Below are 22,437 nucleotides of genomic sequence, written 5' to 3'. Positions count from 1 at the left end.
TGCTGCGTGTTGCCGCTCGTTGCCCGAGCGGCCCCGGCACGTTTTTGCTTGAAAGAACGTCATGAACCAAAACGAAATCAACTCGGCCGATCTGGACCAATCCATCGACGCCGACATCACCGATACCACCACCGATACCACCACCGAGCCGACCGCGTCCTTTGACGACCTCGGCTTGGCGCCCAGCATCGTCTCGTCGGTCAAGGCCGCTGGCTACACCGCCCCGACGCCCGTGCAGCTGCAGGCCATTCCGGCCGCGCTGGCGGGTGGCGACCTGCTGGTGTCGTCGAGCACCGGCAGCGGCAAGACGGCAGCCTTCACGTTGCCCGCGCTGCAGCGCATCCTGCAAGCGCGCGGCGACAACAACAAGCGCCGTGAAAAGGGCGTGGTGCACGGCCCCCGCGTGCTCGTGCTGGCCCCGACGCGTGAACTGGCCCTGCAAGTGGCCAAGGCTTGCGAAACCTATGGCCGCCACATTCAAGGCCTGCGCGTGGCCACGGTGGTGGGCGGTGTGCCTTACGGCGCCCAGCTCAAGGCGCTGCGCGGCCCGCTCGATGTGCTGATCGCGACCCCGGGTCGCCTGATCGACCACCTGGAATCGGGTGCGGCCGTGCTGAGCAACGTCGAAACCCTGGTGCTTGACGAAGCCGACCGCATGCTCGACATGGGCTTCATCGATGACATCGAAGCCATCGCGTCCAGGCTGCCCGAGCAGCGTCAAACCTTGATGTTCAGCGCGACGTTCGCCGGCCACGTGGGTCGTCTGGCCCAACGCCTGACGCGCGACCCGCAGCGCATCGACATCGCCTCGCACACCGACACGCACGAAAACATCGAGCAGCGTCTGTACTGGGTTGACCACACCGGCCACAAGCACGATCTGCTGGATCACTTCCTGAATGGTCGCGAGATGGACCAGGCCGTGATCTTCACCAGCACCCAGCTCGACGCCGACCGTCTGGCCGATCGTCTGGCCGACATGGGTCACCACGTCGCCGCGCTGCACGGTGGCATGCCGCAAGGCAAACGCAACCGCGTGCTGCAGGGGCTGCGCCAGGGGCGTCTGCGCGTGCTGGTGGCCACCGACGTGGCCGCGCGCGGCATCGACGTGCCGACCATCACCCACGTCATCAACTACGGCTTGCCGATGAAGGCCGAGGACTACGTGCACCGCATCGGCCGCACGGGCCGCGCCGGTCGCCAGGGCTTGGCTGTGACGCTGGCCGGTCGTGATGATCACCACATGATTCGTCGCATCGAGCGCTTCACCACCCAGCGCATTCCGGTGGCCGTGGTCGAGGGCATGGAGCCGACCAAGCCGGTGCCGGTCGATCGCCCCGAGCGCAAGGGTGGCAAGTTCGCCAAGCCGATGCCGGGTCAGCGCAATCGCCATCGCGAAGGCGGCTACGGCGGTCAGCGCTTCAGCGACCGTGCCGAGCGTTTCGATCGTGCCGACCGTCCGCAGCGTCACGAAGGCGGTGATCACTCGTTCGGCCGTGGCGAAGGCGCGCCGCGTTTCCAGCCGCGTGACGGCGGCGACTTCGCTCCGCGTGAGCGCTCGTTCGGCGATCGTCCCTTCGGTGATCGCCAAGGCGCCAGCCGCCCGCATTTCGGTGATCGTCCGAGCTTTGGTGACCGCCCGCACTTCAAGCAGCAGCGTGACGCTGGCGGCCGCGACTTCGGTGGCCGTGAGCAGGGCCCCCGCGAGGGCGGTCAGCGTTCGTTCGGCGACAACCGCTTCGAGCCGCGCGGCGAGCAAGGCTTCCGTGGTCAGGGCGACTTCCGTCCGAATCGCGAAGGTCGTGGCCCGGACCAGCGTCCGGCCTTCGGTGACAAGCCGCACGGCTTCAAGCCGGGGTTCAAGTCCGAAGGCTTCCGCCCCGGCCCGCGCGCTGGCAAGCCGACCGGCGGCGGTGACCGTGGTCCGGGTGCCGGCTTCAAGGGCAAGAAGCCGGCCGGGCCGCGTCGCTCATACGAGTGAGCGCGACCTGAACGACGCCTGATGTGCGTCAAACGAAACAGAAGGGGGCTGCGGCCCCTTTTTGCTGGGCGAGGCGGAGGCAGCACGTAAAATCGCGCCTCCATTTTCAACACATCGAGACGCACTATGGCCGGTCATTCCAAGTGGGCCAATATTCAACACCGCAAGGGCCGTCAAGACGAAAAGCGCGGCAAGATCTGGACGCGCGTGATCCGTGAAATCACCGTGGCCGCGCGGCAAGGGGGGGGCGACATTTCGGCCAACCCGCGTTTGCGTCTGGCCGTCGAAAAGGCCAAGGCCGTCAACCTGCCCGCCGATACCGTCAAGAAGAACATCGACAAGGCGACCGGCAACCTGGAGGGCGTGCACTACGAAGAAATTCGTTACGAGGGCTACGGCATCGGCGGTGCCGCGATCATCGTGGACTGCATGACCGACAACCGCGTGCGTACCGTGGCCGAAGTGCGCCACGCTTTCAGCAAGCACGGCGGCAACCTGGGCACCGAAGGCTCGGTGGCCTTTCAGTTCAAGCATGCCGGCCAGTTGATCCTGGCGCCAGGCACCAGCGAAGACAAGGTGATGGAAGTGGCGCTCGACGCCGGCGCCGAAGACGTGGTGACCCACGACGACGGCTCGATCGAGGTGCTCACGTCGCCGCATGATTTCGAGGTCGTGAAGCATGCGCTCGAAGCAGCCGGCCTGAAGGCCGAGATGGCCGAGGTGACGTGGCGCGCCGAGAACACCGTCGAGTTGCATGGCGACGACGCCGCGAAGATGCAGAAGCTGCTCGACGTGATCGAAGACCTCGACGATGTGCAAGAGGTCTATCACAACGCGGTGATTCACGAGTAAACGGCAAGATTCGTGGCGTCCGCGGCGAAGGTCGTGGCGTCACCACTAATGGGCAAGGTTATGAAAGTTCTCGTGATCGGGGGTGGGGGCCGCGAACATGCGCTGGCCTGGAAGCTGGCTCAGTCGCCCCGCGTGCAACAGGTCTACGTGGCGCCCGGCAACGGTGGTACCGCGCTCGACAACCGCCTCGTGAATGTGGCGGTGACCGACGTGAAGGCGCTGGCCGACTTCGCGCAGGCCGAGAAGATCGCGCTCACCGTGGTCGGCCCCGAGGCGCCGCTGGCGGCAGGGGTGGTCGACGAATTCCGCGCGCGCGGCTTGCGCATCTTCGGCCCGACCAAGGCGGCCGCGCAGCTCGAGAGCTCCAAGGCCTTCGCCAAGGACTTCATGCAGCGCCACGGCATCCCGACGGCGCTCTACGTCACCTTCACCGACGCGGCGGCGGCACATGCCCACGTCGACAAGGTCGGCGCGCCCATCGTGATCAAGGCCGATGGCCTGGCGGCGGGCAAGGGCGTGGTCGTGGCCATGACGCTGGCCGAGGCCCACGAAGCCGTCGACTGGATGCTGCAAGACAACAAGCTCGGCGTGCAGCACAACGAAGGCGGCGCGCGCGTCGTGATCGAAGAATTTTTGCAGGGCGAAGAAGCCAGCTTCATCGTGCTGGCCGACGGCAAGAACGTGCTCGCGCTGGCCACCAGCCAGGATCACAAGCGCCTGCTCGACGGCGACGCCGGCCCCAACACCGGTGGCATGGGCGCCTACTCGCCGGCTCCGGTGGTCACGCCCAACGTGCATGCCAAGGCGATGCAAGAGATCATCCTGCCCACGCTGGCGGGCATGGCGAAAGACGGCATTCCGTTCACCGGCTTCCTGTATGCCGGCCTGATGATCGACGCGCAGGGCAACCCCAAGACGCTCGAATTCAATTGCCGCATGGGCGACCCCGAAACGCAGCCCATCATGATGCGACTCAAGAGCGATCTGTTCGACGTCTTCATGCACGCCACAGAGCAGACGCTCGATCAGGTCGAGCTGCAATGGGACCGCCGCTTCGCGCTGGGCGTGGTGGTGGCCGCTGGCGGCTACCCGCTCGACCCGCGCAAGGGCGACGTCGTCACCGGCCTGCCCGATGAGGCGCCGGATGCCGTGGTCTTCCATGCCGGCACCGCGCACAAGGACGGTCAGACCGTGACCAGCGGGGGCCGCGTGCTGTGCGTGACCGCGTTGGGCGACTCGGCCAAGATGGCGCAGAGCCGCGCCTACGAGATGCTGGCAGGCATTCGGTTCGAGGGCATGCAGTTCCGTCGCGACATCGGCTGGCGGGCCATCAAGAAATGAATTCGGACGCCGCGCGCCAGTACTTTCTGGGGCTGCAAGAGCGCATCGTCAGCGGGCTCGAAGCCGCCGACGGCAAGCCCTTCTGGCGCGACAGCTGGACGCGCGCCCCTGGCGAACGTCTGCAGGGCGATGGCATCTCGCGCCTGGTCGAAGAGGGCAACCTGCTCGAGCGGGGCGGCTGCAACTTCTCGCACGTCAAAGGCCCGAGCCTGCCGCCCTCGGCCACGCAGCATCGGCCCGAGCTGGCGGGGGCGCCGTTCGAGGCCATGGGCGTGTCGCTCGTGCTGCATCCACGCAACCCGTATGTGCCGACCGTGCACATGAACGTGCGCCTCTTTGCCGCCCACAAGCCGGGCGGCGAGACGGTCGCCTGGTTTGGCGGCGGCATGGACCTCACGCCCTACTACGGCTTCGAAGAAGACGCGCAGCACTTCCACCGCGTGTGCCGCGATGCACTGGCGCCGTTCGGCGACGACAAATACCCGCGCTTCAAGACTTGGTGCGACGAGTACTTCTTCTTGAAACACCGCAACGAAGCGCGCGGCGTGGGCGGCGTCTTCTTTGACGACTTCCAGGAGCTCGGCTTCGAGCGCAGCTTCGCGATGACGCAGGCCGTGGGCGATGCCTTCCTGAGCGCTTACCTGCCGATCGCCGAGCGTCGCCGCGAGTTGCCTTATGGCGAGCGCGAGCGCGACTTCCAGGCGTATCGCCGAGGCCGCTACGTCGAGTTCAACCTGGTGTGGGACCGTGGCACCTTGTTCGGCCTGCAATCGGGCGGGCGCACCGAGGCCATCATGATGTCGATGCCGCCCATCGTGAAGTGGCGCTACGACTGGCACCCCGAGCCGGGTTCGGCCGAGGCGCGCTTGTACAGCGACTTCCTGCCGCCGCGAGACTGGGTCTGATGGCGGCATCCGGCCCCGCTCGCATCGGGCTCATCGGGGGCAGCTTCGATCCAGTGCACCAGGCGCATCTGGCGCTGGGGCAGGTGGCTGCCGCTCACCTGGGCTTGACCGAGCTGCGCTGGATCCCCGTGGGGCACGCCTGGCAAAAGGCGCGGCAGCTGGCGCCAGCGGCACACCGTCTGGCCATGCTGCGCGCGGCGCTGCAGGCACCCCTGCCCGGTGCGACACGCCAGCTGATCGACGACTGTGAAATCCGCCGCGACGGGCCGAGCTACACGCTCGACACGTTGCGCGAGGTGCAAGTCGCGCACCCCGAGGCCGAGCTGGTGCTGATCATCGGTCAAGACCAATATGCCGGTCTGCCCACTTGGCACGGCTGGCGCGAGATCGTGCAACTCGTCACGCTGGCGGTGGCCGCGCGTGCCGGTCAGGCCGTGCGGCCGGGGCCCGAGTTGGCCGCCGTGCCGCATCGCCTGGTGACGCTGCCCTTGCCGGCGTTGGCGGTGTCGTCCACCGACATCCGGGCCCGCCTGGGTCGGGGCGAGCCGGCGGCATCCCTTGTTCCCGCCTTGTTGCCGGCCACGGTTGCAAGCTATATTGAATCCCATCACCTCTACGCCGAAGGCAACGCCCACTGAATGGACATCCGTAAACTGCAACGCGCCATCGTTGATGGCCTCGAAGACGTGAAGGCGCAAGACATTGCCGTCTTCAACACCGAGCATCTCTCGCCGCTCTTCGAGCGCGTGATCGTGGCTTCGGGCACGTCAAATCGGCAAACCAAGGCGCTGGCGGCCAGCGTGCGCGATGAAGTCCGTGCCAAGGGCTTTCAGGTGATGCGCACCGAGGGCGAAGACAACGGCGAATGGATCATCGTGGACTGCGGCGCGGCCGTCGTCCACATCATGCAGCCGACCATTCGCCAGTACTACCACCTCGAAGAGATCTGGGGTGACAAGCCCGTGAAGCTCAAGCTCGGCAGCGAGGTCAAGTCGCTGCCCAAGGCTTCGGAGCCCGACGACGAGGTGGCCGCCAAGCCGAGCGCCAAAAAGGCAGCCGCCAAGAAGCCTGCAGCCAAAAAGGCGGCGGCCAAGCCGGCGGCGAAGAAGTCTGCCGCCCAGCCCGCAGCCAAATCGGCCGGCAAGAAGCCCGCTGCCAAGAAGGCGGCTGGCGCCAAGACGACCAGCAAGACCACGGCCAAGCCGACCACCGTGAAGGTGCCGGCACCCAAGGCTGTCGTGGCGAAGCAGGCGGCGGCGAAGAAGGTCGCTGCCAAGAAAGTTGCCGCTAAAAAGGTTGCCGCCAAGAAGCCCGTAGCCAAGACGGCAGCCAAGCCTGCCGCCAAGAAAGTGGCGAAGAAGGCGGTCAAGAAGGCATGAAGCTGGTGATCGTCGCGGTCGGGCAGAGGCAGCCCGACTGGGCGCAGACCGCCTGCGACGATTACGTCAAGCGCTTCCCGCCCGAGTGCCGGCTGGAGATCAAGCCGGTCAAGACCGAGCCCCGCACGGCCGGCAAGCCGGTGGACGTGATGATGGCGGCCGAGCGCAAGCGCATCGAGGCCGCCCTGCCCAAGGGTGCGCGGCTGGTGGTGCTCGACGAGCGCGGCGAGCGCCGCACCAGCACGCAACTCGCGGCGCGCCTCCAAGATTGGATGAACGACGGCCGCGACGTGGCGCTGGTGATCGGCGGCCCCGACGGGCTGGATGCCGAATTCAAGGCCACGGCGGCCGAGACGCTGCGCCTGTCTGACCTGACCTTGCCGCACGCCATGGTGCGGGTGATGCTGACCGAGGCGCTGTACCGCGCGTGGTCGGTGATGGTGGGGCACCCCTATCATCGGGAATGACCATCGAATTCATTTACCTGGCCTCGCAAAGCCCGCGACGCCGTCAGTTGCTCGACCAGATCGGCGTGCGCCACGAGCTGCTGCTGGCCGGCCCCGACGAAGACGCCGAGGCGCTCGAAGCGGTGCTGCCCGGCGAGCTGCCGCACGACTACGTGCAGCGCGTCACGCAAGCCAAGCTCGATGCCGCCGTGGCGCGGCTGGCTCGCCGTGGCTTGCCCGCCGCGCCGGTGCTGTGCGCCGATACCACCGTGGCGCTGGGCCGCAGCATTCTCGGCAAGCCGGCGGATGACGCCGACGCGGCCGCCACGCTGGCGGCGTTGTCCGGCCACAGTCACCGCGTGCTGACGGCCGTGGCCGTGGCGGCGGCGGTGGCGGCGGGTGGGGCGAGCCGCTTGCTGGTCAGCGAGTCCCACGTGCGCTTTCGCGCTCTCGGCGCGGACGAGATCGACCGTTACGTGGCCAGCGGCGAGCCGCGCGGCAAGGCCGGGTCGTATGCCATCCAGAGCCAGGCGGCGGCCTGGATCGAGCACATCGAAGGCAGCTACAGCGGCATCATGGGCCTGCCCTTGTTCGAGACCGCCGAGCTGTTGCGTCCATTGGGTTTTTGCTTCTAGCCAGCGCGCGGCGCCCGGCTACATTCGACTTCATGCAAGACATTCTGATCAACTGGTCGCCCCAAGAAACCCGCGTCGCCATCATCGAAGGCGGGGCGGTGCAAGACCTGTATGTGGAACGCGCGCTGGAGCGCGGTCTGGTGGGCAATATCTACGCCGGCAAGGTGGCCCGCGTGCTGCCGGGCATGCAGTCGGCGTTTATCGATATCGGTTTGGAGCGCGCCGCGTTCTTGCATGTGGCCGACCTGCATCGCGACCCGAGCGCGGGCCGGGGCACCGCACGCGGCAACCCCGACGGCCCGCCGCCCACGCCGATCGAGAAGCGCGTGTTCGAGGGGCAGACGTTGATGGTGCAGGTTATCAAGGACCCGATCGGCACCAAGGGCGCGCGGCTGTCCACGCAGATCAGCATCGCGGGGCGCTTGCTGGTGTTTCTGCCGCAAGACGACCACATCGGCGTGTCGCAAAAAATCGGCTCGGCCGAGTTGCGCGACCAGCTGCGCATGCGTATGCAGCGTTTGGCAGGCGAGCAGGGCGGGGGCTTCATCTTGCGCACCAATGCCGAAGAGGCCACCGACGACGAACTCGCTGCTGACATCGCTTACCTGCGCAAGACCTGGGGCACCATCCGCGAGCGCAATCTCGTCAGCGGCGCGGGCACCTTGCTGCACGAAGACCTCAACCTCGCGCAACGCGTGCTGCGCGATCTGGTGAATGACGAAACGCAGAGCATTCGCATCGACTCGCAGTTGCAGTTCGATGCGCTGGGCGCATTCGGCCGCGAGTTCACCCCGACGTCGGTCGATCAGCTCACGCTCTACAAGGGCGAGCGGCCGATCTTCGACCTCTACAACATCGATCAGGAGATCGAGCGGGCGTTGGCCCGGCGCGTCGATCTGAAGTCGGGCGGCTACCTCATCATCGACCAGACCGAGGCGCTCACCACCATCGACGTGAACACCGGCGGCTTCGTCGGGGCGCGCAACTTCGACGACACGATCTTCAAGACCAACCTCGAAGCCGCGCAGGCCATTGCGCGCCAGCTGCGCCTGCGCAACCTGGGCGGCATCATCATCATCGACTTCATCGACATGACGCGCGAGGAGCACCGCGACGCCGTGCTCGCCGAGCTGCGCAAGCAGACCGGGCGCGACCGCACCAAGCTCACGGTGAGCGGCTTCAGCCAGCTCGGGCTGGTCGAGATGACGCGCAAGCGCACGCGCGAGTCGCTGGCGCACATGCTGTGCGAGCCCTGCCCCACCTGCGATGGGCGCGGGCAGGTGAAAACGGCTCGCAGCGTGTGCTACGACATCCTGCGCGAGATCCTGCGCGAGGCGCGGCAGTTCAACCCGAAGGAGTTTCGCGTCATCGCCAGCGCCACGGTGGTCGAGATGCTGCTCGATGAAGAAAGCGCGCATCTGGCTGGCCTGAGCGACTTCATCGGCAAGCCGATTTCGCTGCGAGCCGAGCCCACCAACGCACCCGAGCAATACGACATCGTCCTGATGTGATGCGCCGCGCGCCTCAGCCGCGCATCCTGAAGTACGACACCGCCTGCACGAGGTTGCGGGCTTGCTGGCTCAGGCTGTCGGCGGCGGCGGCGCTTTGGTCGACGAGCGCCGCGTTTTGCTGCGTTACCTGATCGAGCTGCGCGATGGCGTCGCCCACCTGCGAGATGCCCGAGGTCTGCTCGCCCGTGGCGTGGCTGATTTCGCCGATGAGCTCGCTCACGCGACGCACCTGATCGACGATGTCTTGCATCGTGTGGCCGGCGTCGTCAACGAGTTGCGTGCCGGCCTCGACTTCTTCGACGCTCGCGCCGATGAGTGTCTTGATCTCCTTGGCCGCGGCCGCCGAACGCTGCGCGAGGTTGCGTACCTCGCCGGCCACCACGGCAAAGCCGCGCCCTTGTTCGCCGGCGCGGGCCGCCTCGACGGCGGCGTTGAGCGCGAGGATGTTGGTCTGGAAGGCGATGCCATCGATCACGCCGATGATGTCGGCGATCTTCTTCGAGCTTTGGTTGATCTTGCCCATCGAATCGACCACCTTGCCGACCACCTCGCCGCCGCGCTGGGCCACCGAGCTGGCGGTGCCGGCCAGATCAAAGGCGGATCGGGCCGTGTCGGCGTTGTGTCGCACGGTGCTGTTGAGCTGCTCCATCGACGCGGCGGTCTGCTCAAGATTGGCGGCCTGTTCTTCGGTGCGCTGGCTCAGATCGGCGTTGCCGCTGGCGATCTGGCCCGAGCCCGTGGCGATCGAATCCGACCCGGCCCGCACCTGCTGCACCACGTCGCCGAGGCGGTCACGCATGTCGGCCATCGCGGCCAGCAGGCTGTGGCGGTCGTGAGCTTGCACGCGAATGTGTACCCCCAGGTTGCCGGCGGCGATTTCGTGGGCGATGTCGACCGCTTCGCGGGGCTCGCCGCCGAGCTGGCGCAGCATGCCGCGGGCGATCATCACGTAAACGGTGGTGGCCAGCAAGGCGCCGATGGTCAGCAACACGGCCAGCGCGATGAGGGCGTTGCGCTGCTGAGCGGCACGTTGATCGAGCTGGGCTCGCAGGGTGTCGCTGGCCGCGCGGATCAGCTCGTATTGCACGTCGATGGCTTGCGTCATGGCCGACACGAACGCTGGCGCCGGGTGGCTCAGCGTGCTGGCCGACACGATCTGGGTGTCGATGGTCTGGATCGCCGTTTCGGCAGCCCCCAGGGCTTGCGTCACGGGCTGATCGAGCGCTTGCTTGAGCGTGGCATCGATCGCCGTGGCGTGCTCAAGCGCGCCGCGCGCGGCCACGAAATTGGTGCGGATGCTGCTCATCAATGCGCGCATCACGGCGCGCTCTTCGGGCGTGCCTTCGGCCTTGGTCAGCATCACGGCGCCACGGGCGCGCGATTGCCCCATCGATTCGGTCATGCGCGGCAGGTATTCGTACACCGCAGAGATCATGGTGCGGCTGCCCAGCTCCGGGTCGACGGTGAGGCGCGTGGTGCGCGCCACCTCGTTGATCCAGCCCAGCTCGGCCTCGATCAACTCGGCGTGTTGTTTGTTGCTCTGCTCGCCGCTCACGGCCTTTTGGCTCACGGCCTGCGCCAGGGCCTGCCAAGCTGACTGCGCCTTGGCGGCGGCGGTGTCGAGCGCGGCATCGCCAAGGGCGTTCGAGCTCGCCAGGGCTTGGGCAAGCGCGGCTTCAACGCGGGTTTGTTCTTCGGCGCGTGCCGCTTGTGCGGTGGCATCGTTGCCGCTGAGCGCCAATGCCGATTTGCCGCGATGGCGCTGCGTGAGCTTGATCAGCTCGATCACCTCAAAAGCCGCGGGCGCGCCCGCCGCCTCGGACTGTGCCAGCCGCATCGCCGACCACGCCTGCCGCACCGACAGCACCGTCGGGGGCAACACCATGGCCAGGGCAATGATGCCGATGAGCGCAAATTTCTGCCACGTGGGCAGCCTGAGCAAAACGCGATTCATGTGATCGTCTCCGACCCGTAATTCAAAAAAGGGGGTCAACCTCTTGCCCCGACTGCCGGGCAACTGGAGTGCACTGTAGGGGCGGGCGGCGACGGGGGTTTGCTCGAAATGCCGTGATTTTTCGCAGTTGATGCGACTTTGTGCGGGCGGGGCTGATGTGCGTCAGACCGGTGGGGGCGAGCGAAGCGGCTCGCCCATGAAAAACGGCCCGCTTCACGTAACGAAGCGGGCCGTTTGGCGGGGTGGAGTGATCGCGCGTGGCCGACCGCTCGTGAGGCCGGTGTTATTGCACGCTCACCGGGATCTTGCCGATCTTGGCCTGCCATTCCTTCGGGCCGGTGATGTGGGCGCTGGTGCCGCCCGCATCGACCGCCACCGTCACCGGCATATCGACCACGTCGAACTCGTAGATGGCTTCCATACCCAGGTCGGCAAAGCCCACCACCTTGGCGGCCTTGATGGCCTTGGACACAAGGTAGGCGGCGCCGCCCACGGCCATCAGGTAGGCGCTCTTGGCGTCTTTGATGGCCTCGATGGCCACGGGGCCACGCTCGGCCTTGCCCACCATCGCGATCAGGCCGGTTTGCTCGAGCATCATGCGGGTGAAGCCGTCCATGCGCGTGGCCGTGGTGGGGCCGGCGGGGCCGACGACCTCATCGCGCACCGGGTCGACCGGGCCCACGTAGTAGATGACGCGGTTGGTGAAGTCGACCGGCAGCTTCTCGCCCTTGGCCAGCATGTCTTGAATGCGCTTGTGGGCGGCGTCGCGGCCGGTGAGCATCTTGCCGTTGAGCAGCAGGGTGTCGCCGGGCTTCCAGCTTGCCACGTCTTCTTTGGTGAGCGTGTTGAGATCGACGCGCTTGCTCTTGTTGTAGTCGGGCGCCCAGTGCACGTCGGGCCACAGGTCGAGGCTGGGCGGCGTCATGTAGGCGGGGCCCGAGCCGTCGAGCACGAAGTGGCCGTGGCGGGTGGCCGCGCAGTTGGGGATCATCGCGATCGGCTTGCTGGCCGCGTGCGTCGGGAAGGTCTTGATCTTCACGTCGAGCACGGTGGTCAGGCCGCCCAGGCCCTGCGCGCCGATGCCCAGCGCGTTGACCTTTTCGTAGAGCTCAATGCGCAGCTCTTCGAGCTTGTTGCTCGGGCCGCGCTCAAGCAATTCGTACATGTCGATGTCGTCCATCAGGGCTTCCTTGGCCAGCAGCGCTGCCTTCTCGGCCGTGCCGCCCACGCCGATGCCCAGCATGCCCGGCGGGCACCAGCCGGCGCCCATCGTCGGCACGGTCTTGAGCACCCAGTCGACGATGTTGTCGCTCGGGTTGAGCATGTAGACCTTCGACTTGTTCTCGGAGCCGCCGCCCTTGGCCGCGACGATCACATCGACCGTGTTGCCCGGCACCACTTCCATGAAGACGACGGCGGGCGTGTTGTCCTTCGTGTTCTTGCGCTCGAAGATGGGGTCGGACAGCACCGATGCGCGCAGCTTGTTGTCGGGGTTGTTGTAACCACGGCGCACGCCTTCGTTGATGGCGTCGTGGATCGAGCCGGTGAAGCCCTGCCACTGCACGTCCATGCCGATCTTCAGGAAGACGTTGACGATGCCGGTGTCCTGGCAGATGGGGCGATGGCCCTCGGCGCACATCTTCGAGTTGGTCAGGATCTGCGCGATCGCATCTTTGGCCGCGGCGCTCTGCTCGCGCTCGTAGGCGCGGGCCAGGTGGGCGATGTAGTCGGCCGGGTGGTAGTAGCTGATGTATTGCAGCGCGGCGGCGACGCTTTCGATCAGGTCGTCTTGCTTGATGATGGTCATGGCGGTCTCGCAGAGAGGGTGGGGCGCCGGCAGAATGCGGGCAAGAGTTCAAGTTTACTGAATGAGGATTTCCATGACGCCTGCGCTGCGCCGCTTTTTGAAAGATGAATCGTCCGGTGGCATCGTGCTGGCCGTCGCCGCGTTGCTGGCGCTGGTGGTGAGCAATTCGCCCTGGGGCGCGGCATACCGCCAGTTGTTGACGCTGCCGGGCGAGGTCCGCATCGGGGGCGATTGGCTGGTGCTGGCCAAGCCGCTGGTGGTGTGGGTCAACGACCTGTGGATGGCGGTGTTCTTCTTTTTGGTCGGGCTGGAGATCAAGCGTGAATTCGTGGGTGGTGAACTGGCCCAGCCCAGCCAAGTCGTGTTGCCCGCGGCTGCCGCGCTGGGCGGCATGGCCGTGCCCGCGCTCATCTACGTGCTGTTCAACCTCGGCCACCCGGATGCCCTGCGTGGCTGGGCCATTCCGTCGGCCACCGACATTGCTTTCGCCATCGGCATCGTCACCCTGCTGGGCTCGCGGGTGCCAGCCTCGCTCAAGGTGTTCTTGACGGCGGTGGCCATCATCGACGACCTGGGCGCCATCGTGGTGATCGCGCTGTTCTACACCAGCCAGTTGTCGCCCACGATGCTGTGGGGTGCTGCCAGTTGCCTGGCGGTGCTGTTTTTGCTCAACCGCACCGGTGTGCGCAACGTGGGGTTGTATGTACTGGTGGGGCTGGTGATGTGGGTGTTCGTGCTCAAGTCGGGCGTGCATGCCACGCTGGCGGGGGTGGCGACGGCGTTGGCCGTGCCCACGCGTGACCCACGCCAGCCGGGCGAGGCATATTCGCCGCTCGAAGCGGCCGAGCACGCCTTGCACCCCTGGGTCGCCTTCGTGGTGCTGCCGGTGTTCGCCTTTACCAATGCCGGCGTCGATCTGCAGGGGGTGTCGCCCGGCATCGTGCTGGCCCCGGTCACGCTGGGTATCGCCGTGGGGCTGCTGATGGGCAAGACGCTGGGGGTGTTCGGCACCTCGTGGTTGCTGGTGCGGCTTGGCTGGGCGCCGCGGCCGGGCGGCTCCACCTGGCGGCAGTTCTTCGGCGTGTGCGTGCTGTGCGGCATCGGGTTCACGATGAGCTTGTTCATCGGTGAGCTGGCGTTTGCCGGGCAGGCCGCCGAGCTGGAGACCGAGCTCAAGCTGGGCGTGATCCTGGGCTCGGTGTTTTCCGCCATCTGCGGAGCGTGGATCTTGTCCAGGCGTGCATAAGCCTCACTTGAGTTCTGGCCGGGGCATCGTTGACTCGGGTGTGAGGAATGCGTCGGAGCTGTATCGAATTGGCGCAGCGTTCTCTAGTGAAACCCCCCAAACGGTCAGGTTTTATCCCAGCGCATCATCAATCTCGCAGCACGACTGCACACCGAGGAGAACAACATGTCGAGCAACCCCGCCCCATCCGAAACCAAGCTGTACGCGCCGCCCGCCGCGTTTGTGCAGGGCGCGCACGTGTCGGGCATGGCGGCCTACCGCAAGCTGTGCGACGAAGCCGAGTCCGATTACGCGGGTTTCTGGGCACGGCTGGCTCGCGAGTTTCTGAGCTGGAAGCAGCCCTTCACCCAGGCGCTCGACGAGTCCGCCGCGCCGTTCTTCAAGTGGTTCGAGGACGGCACGCTGAATGCGTCCTACAACTGCCTGGACCGCCAGGTCGAAGCCGGCCTGGGCGACAAGGTGGCGATCATCTTCGAGGCGGACGACGGCAGCGTCTCGCGCCACACCTATCGCGAACTGCTCGAGCGCACCTGCAAGCTGGCCAACGGCCTGCGCTCGATGGGCATTCAAAAGGGCGATCGCGTCGTCATCTACATGCCGATGTCGGTTGAAGGCGTGGTGGCCATGCAGGCCTGCGCGCGCATCGGCGCGACCCACTCCGTCGTCTTCGGCGGCTTCTCGGCCCAATCGCTGCGCGATCGCATCGAAGACGCCGGCGCCGTGGCCGTGCTGACGGCCGACGAACAGGTGCGCGGCGGCAAGCATCTGCCGATCAAGGCCATCGTCGACGAGGCCCTGGCGCTGGGCGGCTGCGACAGCATCAAGAAGGTCGTGGTGTACCGCCGCACGGGCGGCAACGTGGGGTTCAACGCCGCGCGCGATGTCTGGCTGCATGAGCTGACCGCGTCGCAGCCGGCTGCGTGCGAGCCCGAGTGGGTCTCGGCCGAGCATCCGCTGTTCCTGCTCTACACCTCGGGCTCCACCGGCAAGCCGAAAGGCGTGCAACACAGCACGGGCGGCTACCTGCTGCATGCGGCAGTCACCACCAAGTGGACGTTCGATCTCAAGCCCGACGACGTGTTCTGGTGCACGGCCGACATCGGCTGGGTCACGGGCCACACCTACATCACCTACGGCCCGCTCGCGCTGGGCGGCACCCAGGTGGTGTTCGAGGGGGTGCCCACCTACCCGGACGCCGGCCGCTTCTGGCGCATGATCCAAGACCACAAGGTCACCATCTTCTACACGGCGCCCACGGCGATCCGCTCGCTGATCAAGGCCGCCGAGGCGAGCGAGGCGATCCACCCCAAGCGCTTCGACCTCAGCAGCCTGCGCCTGCTGGGCTCGGTGGGCGAGCCCATCAACCCCGCTGCGTGGGAGTGGTATCACGCCAATATCGGCGGCGGCCGCTGCCCGATCGTCGATACCTTCTGGCAAACCGAAACCGGTGGTCACATGATCACCCCGCTGCCGGGCGCGACGCCGCTGGTTCCGGGCTCGTGCACGTTGCCCTTCCCGGGCATCCAGGCAGCGGTGGTCGATGAGACGGGCAAAGACGTGCCCTGGGGCCAAGGCGGCATCCTGGTGGTCAAGCGGCCATGGCCGGCCATGATTCGCAACATCTGGGGCGACCCGGAGCGCTTCAAGAAGAGCTACTTCCCTCAGGACTTTCAGGGCAAGTACTACCTGGCGGGCGACGGCGCGATCCGCGATGCCGAAACCGGCTACTTCACCATCACCGGCCGTATCGACGACGTGCTCAACGTGTCGGGCCACCGCATGGGGACGATGGAAGTCGAATCGGCGCTGGTGTCGCACCCGATGGTGGCTGAGGCCGCCGTGGTGGGGCGCCCAGATGATCTGACCGGCGAGGCCGTGGTGGCCTTCGTGGTGCTCAAGTGCCCGCGCCCCGAGGGCGACGCCGCCAAGGAGCTGGCCAACGAATTGCGCAACCACGTGGGTAAAGAGATCGGCCCGATCGCCAAGCCCAAAGACATTCGGTTTGGCGACAACCTGCCCAAGACCCGCTCCGGCAAGATCATGCGCCGCCTGCTGCGCTCGGTTGCCAAGGGCGAGTCGATCACGCAAGACACCTCGACGCTCGAAAATCCGGCGATTCTCGATCAGCTTGCCAAGAACAATTGAATCGCGGCGTCGAGCGATTTAATTGAGTCGATGCTTTGTTTTTGCGCCGCCGCGCCCGGCGCAAGGTTTTCGTCTTCTCAAATAAAACTGAAAGTTATTCGCCAGGCGTACTGCCTGGCGAGTTTTATCTGGCGACCTCAATTAATGCGTGCGTCTGAAATGTGCGAAATGGCAAACTTTCAAGCACCGTATTAGCAAAGTCACCAATCCCCTTTTTAAGGGGGTGCCTATAAATTGCAAACAAGGGATCCACATCCGCACCCCGGTGCGTTCGTTTGACAGGAGACAAAAATGAGCAGCTCGGTTTCGTCCGGTAGCACCGCCGCCCAAAAGTCGGCGGTGCCCGCAGGCTACTCGCCCATGACGCGGGAAGAAAAGAAAGTTATTTTCGCGTCGAGCCTGGGCACGGTCTTTGAATGGTATGACTTCTACCTGTACGGGTCGTTGGCAGCCATCATTGCCAAACAGTTCTTCTCGGGTCTCGACCCCAGCTCGGCTTTTATTTTCGCGCTGCTGGCTTTTGCCGCCGGCTTCATCGTCCGCCCGTTTGGTGCGCTGGTATTCGGCCGGTTGGGCGACATGATCGGCCGCAAATACACCTTCTTGGTCACGATCCTGATCATGGGTATGTCGACTTTCGTGGTCGGGATATTGCCCAACTACGAAACCATCGGCATGGCCGCTCCGGTCACGCTGATCGCGCTGCGCTTGCTGCAAGGCCTGGCGTTGGGCGGTGAATATGGCGGTGCCGCCACCTACGTGGCCGAGCACGCGCCGCATGGCAAGCGGGGGGCCTACACCTCGTGGATCCAAACCACTGCCACGATGGGCCTGTTCTTGTCGCTGCTGGTGATCCTGGGCACGCGCACCTTCTTCGGCGAGGCCGACTTCGCCACCAAGTACTGGCGCATCCCGTTCATCGTGTCGATCGCGCTGCTCGGTGTGAGCGTGTGGATCCGCATGAGCATGAACGAATCGCCGGCCTTCAAGAAAATGAAGGAAGAGGGCAAGACCTCGAAGGCGCCGCTGACCGAATCCTTCGGCCAATGGAAGAACCTCAAGCTCGTGATCCTGGCGCTGTTCGGTCTGGTGGCGGGGCAAGCGGTGGTCTGGTACTCGGGGCAGTTCTATGCGCTGTTCTTCTTGCAAAGCGTGCTCAAGGTCGATGGCTCGACGGCCAATATCCTGATTGCGCTGAGCTTGCTGATCGGCACGCCCTTCTTCGTGGTGTTCGGCTCGCTGTCCGACAAGATCGGCCGCAAGCCCATCATCATGGTCGGCCTGCTGCTGGCGGCGCTCACCTACATGCCGCTGTTCAAGCTGCTGACCGAAGCCGCCAACCCCGATCTGGCCCGTGCCCAGGCCAACGCCAAGATCGTGGTCACGGCCGATCCGGCTCAGTGCTCGTTCCAGGGCAACCCGGTGGCGCGCGAAGTCGACTTCCGCACCTCGTGCGACATCGTCAAGCGCACGCTGGCTCAGGCTGCCGCGAGCTACACCACGGTCGACGCGCCTGCCGGCACGGTGGCCAGCGTGAAGATCGGCGACAAGGAGATCACCGCGCTCAACGCCACGCTGATGGCAGGCGGCTTCAAGTTCGAGAAGGACAGCGCAGACAAGATCGCCGCCTTCAAGAAGGACGTGTCCGGCTCCATGAAGGCCGCAGGCTACCCCGCCAAGGCCGACCCGGACAAGATGAACAAGCCGTTGATCGTGGCCATCCTGGCGGTGCTGGTGATCTACGTGACCATGGTTTACGGCCCGATTGCCGCGATGCTGGTCGAGATGTTCCCGACGCGCATTCGCTACACCTCGATGAGTCTGCCGTATCACATCGGCAACGGCTGGTTCGGCGGCCTGATGCCGACGATCGCCTTCGCGATGGTGGCGCAGAACGGCAACATCTACTATGGCCTGTGGTATCCCATCGGGATCGCCGCGCTGACCCTGGTGATCGGCATGCTGTTCGTGCGTGAAACCAAGGACGTGGATATCTTCCACGGCGACTGACTTGGCCGAGCTTCGGCAACGAAAAGGCCCCGCACGCGGGGCCTTTTTCATGGTGAAGCGCCAATGGCGTCAGATCACTTCTTCTTCAGCGACAGCACCCAGGTCACCAGCTGCTTGGCTTCGGCTTCGGTCACGGCGTTGGGGGGCATCGGCACCTGGCCCCAAGCGCCCGAGCCACCCTTGATGATCTTCTGGGTCAGCTTCTCGACGGCGTCTTTCTGGCCGGCGTACTTGGCAGCCACGTCTTGATAGGCGGGGCCGACGAGCTTCTTGTCAACGGCGTGGCAGCCCAGGCAGTTCTTCTTTTGGGCCAGTTCCTGGTTGGCGAAGGCGGGGGCGGCAAACAGCGCGGCAGCGATGAGGCTCAGAAGGGTTTTCATGGCGTCCTTTCTTTCGGCGGAGTGGTTTACAGTGCTTTGAATGGTGACGGTATCCGGCACGCCGTGCGATTCTATAGATGCAGCCTGACGTGCCGATATTGATGTGCTGAACATCTACTGCGAGGTTGTCGATATGTGGCTTGTGTTGTTGGGCGTGCTGCTGCTGATCATGAAGCTCATGGCGTTCGGGCCCGCGGCCGACCTCAGTTGGGGCTGGGTGCTGGCTCCCTTTGGCGGCGCCGCCGCGTGGTGGGCCTGGGCCGATTCCACCGGCTACTACCAGCGCAAGACCATGGAAAAGCTCGACGCCAAGCGCGTCGAGCGACGCACGAAGAACCTCGACGCATTGGGCATGGACCACAAAGGGCGCCGTCGCTGAGTCGGGCTGCCGGGTGCAATCAAAAAACAAGGGGCCGTCTCGGCCCCTTTTTCGTGGACGCGGTTGGCTCAGCCGTTGGGCAGGGGGCTCGTGTGCAGGCCGCGTGAGCCGGCCAGGATGTCTTTCGGGCGCAGGCCGTAAACCTGCCGGATCGAGTTGCTGAAGTAGCTGGAATCGGTGTAGCCGAGGTCTTGCGCCAGCCGCGTCAGGCTGTCGGTGCTGCTGGCGTAGATCAGCATTTGGCGGGCGCGCTTCCAGGCTCGAAAGTGGCGAAACGGCACGCCGATCTCGGCCTTGAACAGATGCAGCAGGCGTGAGGGCGACACGCCGCAGCAGTGCGCCGCGTCGTCGGCCGACCAGTCCGCCGCTGCTTCGTCGCGCATGCGGCGAATGAGGCGGTCGATGCGCGGGTCGAGTTGGCGGCGGGGCAGGGTCAGCGTGGCGTAGAACAGGTCGTCCGGGCTGAGGTCTATTTGCGCGTCGTCAGGCCCGGCGCCGCTCAGGGCTTGCGCCAGCAGCGAAGCGGTGGCCCAGGGCAGCTGGGCGGTGCTGGCGGGGCCGGGGCGCGAGAAGACCGGCAGCCGGGTCAGGTCGAGGTATTCGGGCTCGATCAGCAGGCAGGTGACCCAGTCGTCGGCGCTGTGCACGCTGTGCGTCACGTAGGGCGGCACCACGGCCAGGCGGGTGGGTGGGGCATCGCGCCCGTCGATCGACAGGTGCAGCGGCGCGCGGTGGGCGGCATACAGCGTCAGGCAGCCGAGCTTGCGGCAAACGGGGTGCCCGAGGCGGCCCCGGTAGTAGACCCTCTCGGCGTCGATCAGCAGGTGTTTCCGGTCTGCCGTCGGCAGGACGATGCCCGACGCGTGGGGCGACGCGGCGAGGGGCGTGACGGCGGGGGCACGGCGGCTCATGGCTCGATTGGAGGGGCCCGGGCGCACGCTGACCACCGGGAAAGCGCGTAGCCAGCCAGTTATTGCAAGTCCGGGCCGGGCGCGGCCGCTAAGGTCTGCCCGGCGTGGTGGCGCGCACCTTGGTGCACGCATTCTTGCGCGTGCCTCATCTGCAACCTGATCGAGAGGAGATCGTTATGTCCCGCATCATTGCTGCATTCGTTCGATTCGCTAGCGCCGCGGCGCTGCTGGGCGGCTGTCTGGCCGCGCAGGCCGATACGGTGGTCTTTCAAGACTCGACCGGCAAGGTCATCAATGCCTCGCTCAACGTGGGCGGCACCAACTACAGCGTCGACTGGTATCTGCCCAGCGGCACGGCCAGCGCGCTGGTGACGGTGCAGCACGGCTTTTCGCGCGGTTGCGGCAATTTGCGCGACACCTCCAAGCGCATGATGGCCAACGGCCTGATGGTGTTCTGCATGAACGCCAACATGTCGGGCGGCGCGCCGGCGCTGGCCGAAACCCTGGGCGATGCGCTGGTGAACGGTGGCATCGTCACGCCCGATGGCCGCGGCATCCCCGCCAAGATCATCGTCGGCGGGCACTCGGCTGGCGGGCATTTCGCCACGCGGCTGGGTTGGAAGCTGAATCAGATTGCGCCCAGTCGCTTGCTGGGGTCGATCCTGTTCGACCCGGTGGCGGCCGGCGGCTTCACCGACAACCTCGTTGCCATCTCGAACGCGGGCCAGCGGCCGGTGTATGCCATCACCTCGAACAGCAGCCTGTGCAACCAGTTCAACAACGCCTACGGCGCGCTGCGACAGATCCGCAATGCCGCGCTGGCCAACGGGCGTGACGGCTTCGTCGGCCTGCAACTCACATCGTGGTCCACCCATGTGGACTCGGAGGGCAACAACACCGACATCATCGGCTACGGCGCCTGCCTGCAAAGCCCGCCCAAGAGCACCAACATCGGCTACCTGCGCGACCTGTCGAGCCAGTGGGCCTTCGATCTGGCCAACGGTGTAAAAATGCCCACCGCTTACCCAGGCGGTAGCTACGTCAACAGCCTGCTCACCGGCAAGTGGGCGACGTTGATCCAGTAAACCGCGCTCGCACGCTCTCCGTGCTGGGTCGGTGGCAGATGCCCCGGCCCTTTTTTGTTGTGGCCTCATCTCATGTTGATTCACCCTCAGTTCAGCCCCATCGCCGTCAAGATCGGCCCCCTGGCCGTGCACTGGTATGGCCTGACCTACCTGGTGGCCTTCGTGCTCTTTTTGCTGCTGGCCAACTTGCAGACTCGGCGCGAGCCGTTTGCCAGCCGAGGGTGGAGCGGCCGCGACGTCGAAGACCTGCTGTTCTTCGGCGTGCTCGGCGTGGTGCTGGGGGGGCGACTGGGCTACGTGCTGTTCTACAAGCCCGGCTACTACCTCGCCCACCCGCTCGATATTCCGGCCGTGTGGCAAGGTGGCATGTCCTTCCACGGCGGCCTGCTGGGCGTGAGCTTGGCCATGATCATCTTTGCGCGGCTGCGGCGGCGGCGTGTGTTCGACGTGTCCGATCTCGTGGCGCCGTGCGTGCCGCTGGGGCTAGCCTCGGGCCGCATCGGCAACTTCATCAACGGCGAGCTGTGGGGCCGGTTTGCCGACCCGGCCTTGCCCTGGGGGATGGTGTTTCCGCAGTCGGGCAGCCCGTTGCCGCGGCACCCGTCGCAGCTCTATCAGTTCGGGCTGGAAGGCGTCACGCTGTTCGTCATCCTGTGGTGGTTCGGGCGCAAGCCGCGTCCGCTCGGCCAGGTGACGGCGGCCTTCTTGATGGGCTACGGCGCGTTCCGCTTCACGGCCGAATACTTCCGCGAGCCCGACAGCTTCCTGGGCCCGCTGGCGCTCGGCCTGAGCATGGGCCAGTGGCTGTGCGTGCCGATGGTCGTGTCGGGCGCGCTGCTGTGGCGCTGGTCGGCGCGCCAGGCTCGCGCCTGAGGCGTCGCGCCACGGCGCTCACGCGGCCAGCTTCTCGGCCGGCTTGCCGTGGCGCGTGTACAAGAAGTCGATCACGGCCTTGCGGCAGTGCATGTAGGTCGGATCTTCTGCCAGCTCGACGCGGTTGCGCGGGCGGGCCAGCGGCACGTCGAGCACTTCGCCGATCGTCGCGGCCGGGCCGTTGGTCATCATGACGATGCGGTCCGACAGCAGCACGGCCTCGTCCACATCGTGCGTCACCATCACCACAGTGCTCTGGGTGCGGGCCACGATCTTCAGCAGCTCGTCTTGCAGGTGGGCGCGGGTCAGGGCGTCGAGCGCACCGAAGGGCTCGTCCATCAGCAGCACCTTGGGCTCCATGGCCAGGGCGCGGGCAATGCCGACGCGTTGCTTCATGCCGCCCGAGATTTCGTTCGGGCGCTTGGTGGCGGCGTGCGCCATGTTCACCAGCTCCAGCGCGGCCTGCGTGCGGGCCTTGAGCTGCGCCTTGCTCTCCTTGGCGCCGAACACGCGCTCCACCGCGAGGTAGACGTTCTCGAAGCAGGTGAGCCACGGTAGCAGCGAGTGGTTCTGGAACACCACGGCGCGCTCGGGGCC

20 protein-coding genes are annotated in these 22,437 nt (G+C 66.0%); 15 read left to right on the top strand and 5 right to left on the bottom strand.

Annotation, left to right across the window (positions count from 1 at the left end):
• The first annotated feature begins 61 nt into the window (after positions 1–61).
• The 9 genes from ACE3SS_RS09550 to rng all read left to right on the top strand — a co-directional run bounded on the left by ACE3SS_RS09550 (position 62) and on the right by rng (position 9,050).
• Positions 62–1,981: a DEAD/DEAH box helicase gene (locus ACE3SS_RS09550; protein ID WP_374593293.1), complete on the top strand. Its 1,920-nt coding sequence runs from the start codon at positions 62–64 to the stop codon at positions 1,979–1,981.
• 126 nt (positions 1,982–2,107) lie between these two features.
• Entirely contained in the window at positions 2,108–2,833 is a 726-nt protein-coding gene (locus ACE3SS_RS09545; protein WP_374593291.1) for a YebC/PmpR family DNA-binding transcriptional regulator, read from the top strand.
• Positions 2,834–2,893: 60 nt separating this feature from the next.
• Complete coding sequence (gene purD / locus ACE3SS_RS09540; RefSeq protein WP_374593289.1) at positions 2,894–4,174, top strand: phosphoribosylamine--glycine ligase; 1,281 nt, start codon at positions 2,894–2,896, stop codon at positions 4,172–4,174.
• Complete coding sequence (hemF, locus tag ACE3SS_RS09535) at positions 4,171–5,079, top strand: oxygen-dependent coproporphyrinogen oxidase (protein ID WP_374593286.1); 909 nt, start codon at positions 4,171–4,173, stop codon at positions 5,077–5,079. The genes purD and hemF overlap by 4 nt, the downstream gene beginning before the upstream one ends.
• Positions 5,079–5,717, top strand: a complete 639-nt coding sequence (nadD, locus tag ACE3SS_RS09530; protein WP_374593284.1) for a nicotinate (nicotinamide) nucleotide adenylyltransferase — start codon at positions 5,079–5,081, stop codon at positions 5,715–5,717. Before hemF ends, nadD begins: the two co-directional genes overlap by 1 nt.
• On the top strand, positions 5,718–6,458 hold the full coding sequence (gene rsfS, locus ACE3SS_RS09525) for a ribosome silencing factor (RefSeq protein ID WP_374593282.1): 741 nt from the start codon (positions 5,718–5,720) through the stop codon (positions 6,456–6,458). It begins immediately after the preceding gene.
• Entirely contained in the window at positions 6,455–6,925 is a 471-nt protein-coding gene (gene rlmH / locus ACE3SS_RS09520) for a 23S rRNA (pseudouridine(1915)-N(3))-methyltransferase RlmH (protein WP_374593280.1), read from the top strand. The genes rsfS and rlmH overlap by 4 nt, the downstream gene beginning before the upstream one ends.
• Positions 6,922–7,539, top strand: coding sequence for a nucleoside triphosphate pyrophosphatase (locus ACE3SS_RS09515; RefSeq protein WP_374593278.1), 618 nt, complete (start codon positions 6,922–6,924; stop codon positions 7,537–7,539). The genes rlmH and ACE3SS_RS09515 overlap by 4 nt, the downstream gene beginning before the upstream one ends.
• Before the next feature lie 32 nt (positions 7,540–7,571).
• Positions 7,572–9,050 (top strand): ribonuclease G, encoded by a 1,479-nt coding sequence (gene rng / locus ACE3SS_RS09510; protein ID WP_374593276.1) that lies wholly within the window; start codon positions 7,572–7,574, stop codon positions 9,048–9,050.
• Positions 9,051–9,063: 13 nt separating this feature from the next.
• Here the strand turns inward: rng and ACE3SS_RS09505 are convergent, their stop codons facing one another.
• Positions 9,064–11,004: a methyl-accepting chemotaxis protein gene (locus tag ACE3SS_RS09505; RefSeq protein ID WP_374593274.1), complete on the bottom strand. Its 1,941-nt coding sequence runs from the start codon at positions 11,002–11,004 to the stop codon at positions 9,064–9,066.
• 283 nt (positions 11,005–11,287) lie between these two features.
• Complete coding sequence (locus ACE3SS_RS09500; RefSeq protein ID WP_374593272.1) at positions 11,288–12,811, bottom strand: fumarate hydratase; 1,524 nt, start codon at positions 12,809–12,811, stop codon at positions 11,288–11,290.
• Positions 12,812–12,884: 73 nt separating this feature from the next.
• On the opposite strand from ACE3SS_RS09500, the gene nhaA reads away from it, so the two are divergent.
• From nhaA to ACE3SS_RS09485, 3 genes are all read left to right on the top strand, one after another.
• Complete coding sequence (gene nhaA, locus ACE3SS_RS09495; protein ID WP_374593270.1) at positions 12,885–14,057, top strand: Na+/H+ antiporter NhaA; 1,173 nt, start codon at positions 12,885–12,887, stop codon at positions 14,055–14,057.
• A gap of 165 nt (positions 14,058–14,222) precedes the next feature.
• The gene (acs, locus tag ACE3SS_RS09490) at positions 14,223–16,202 is read left to right on the top strand and encodes an acetate--CoA ligase (protein WP_374593268.1); all 1,980 of its coding nucleotides are present in this window, start codon (positions 14,223–14,225) and stop codon (positions 16,200–16,202) included.
• 360 nt (positions 16,203–16,562) lie between these two features.
• A complete protein-coding gene (locus ACE3SS_RS09485; RefSeq protein ID WP_374593302.1) occupies positions 16,563–18,212 on the top strand; it encodes an MFS transporter in 1,650 nt (549 codons plus the stop codon).
• 74 nt (positions 18,213–18,286) lie between these two features.
• On the opposite strand, the gene ACE3SS_RS09480 is transcribed toward ACE3SS_RS09485, so the two are convergent.
• The gene (locus ACE3SS_RS09480) at positions 18,287–18,592 is read right to left on the bottom strand and encodes a c-type cytochrome (RefSeq protein ID WP_374593266.1); all 306 of its coding nucleotides are present in this window, start codon (positions 18,590–18,592) and stop codon (positions 18,287–18,289) included.
• A gap of 103 nt (positions 18,593–18,695) precedes the next feature.
• Between ACE3SS_RS09480 and ACE3SS_RS09475 the strand changes: the two genes are divergently transcribed.
• The gene (locus tag ACE3SS_RS09475; RefSeq protein ID WP_374593264.1) at positions 18,696–18,971 is read left to right on the top strand and encodes a TIGR04438 family Trp-rich protein; all 276 of its coding nucleotides are present in this window, start codon (positions 18,696–18,698) and stop codon (positions 18,969–18,971) included.
• 68 nt (positions 18,972–19,039) lie between these two features.
• Here the strand turns inward: ACE3SS_RS09475 and ACE3SS_RS09470 are convergent, their stop codons facing one another.
• The gene (locus tag ACE3SS_RS09470) at positions 19,040–19,882 is read right to left on the bottom strand and encodes a helix-turn-helix domain-containing protein (RefSeq protein WP_374593262.1); all 843 of its coding nucleotides are present in this window, start codon (positions 19,880–19,882) and stop codon (positions 19,040–19,042) included.
• A 176-nt stretch (positions 19,883–20,058) separates the two neighbouring features.
• Here ACE3SS_RS09470 and ACE3SS_RS09465 point away from each other — a divergent pair, with 176 nt between their 5' ends.
• A complete protein-coding gene (locus ACE3SS_RS09465; RefSeq protein WP_374593260.1) occupies positions 20,059–20,967 on the top strand; it encodes an alpha/beta hydrolase in 909 nt (302 codons plus the stop codon).
• Positions 20,968–21,039: 72 nt separating this feature from the next.
• Positions 21,040–21,840, top strand: coding sequence for a prolipoprotein diacylglyceryl transferase (gene lgt, locus ACE3SS_RS09460; protein WP_374593258.1), 801 nt, complete (start codon positions 21,040–21,042; stop codon positions 21,838–21,840).
• 18 nt (positions 21,841–21,858) lie between these two features.
• On the opposite strand, the gene ACE3SS_RS09455 is transcribed toward lgt, so the two are convergent.
• A partial coding sequence (locus tag ACE3SS_RS09455; RefSeq protein ID WP_374593256.1) for an ABC transporter ATP-binding protein occupies positions 21,859–22,437 on the bottom strand: 579 nt, incomplete at its 5' end.

This window comes from Aquabacterium sp. (genome assembly GCF_041915145.1).
Classification (GTDB): Bacteria; Pseudomonadota; Gammaproteobacteria; order Burkholderiales; family Burkholderiaceae_C; genus Aquabacterium.
Note: the sequence above shows the minus strand (reverse complement) of the source record. Positions and strands in the feature narration are given on the sequence as shown.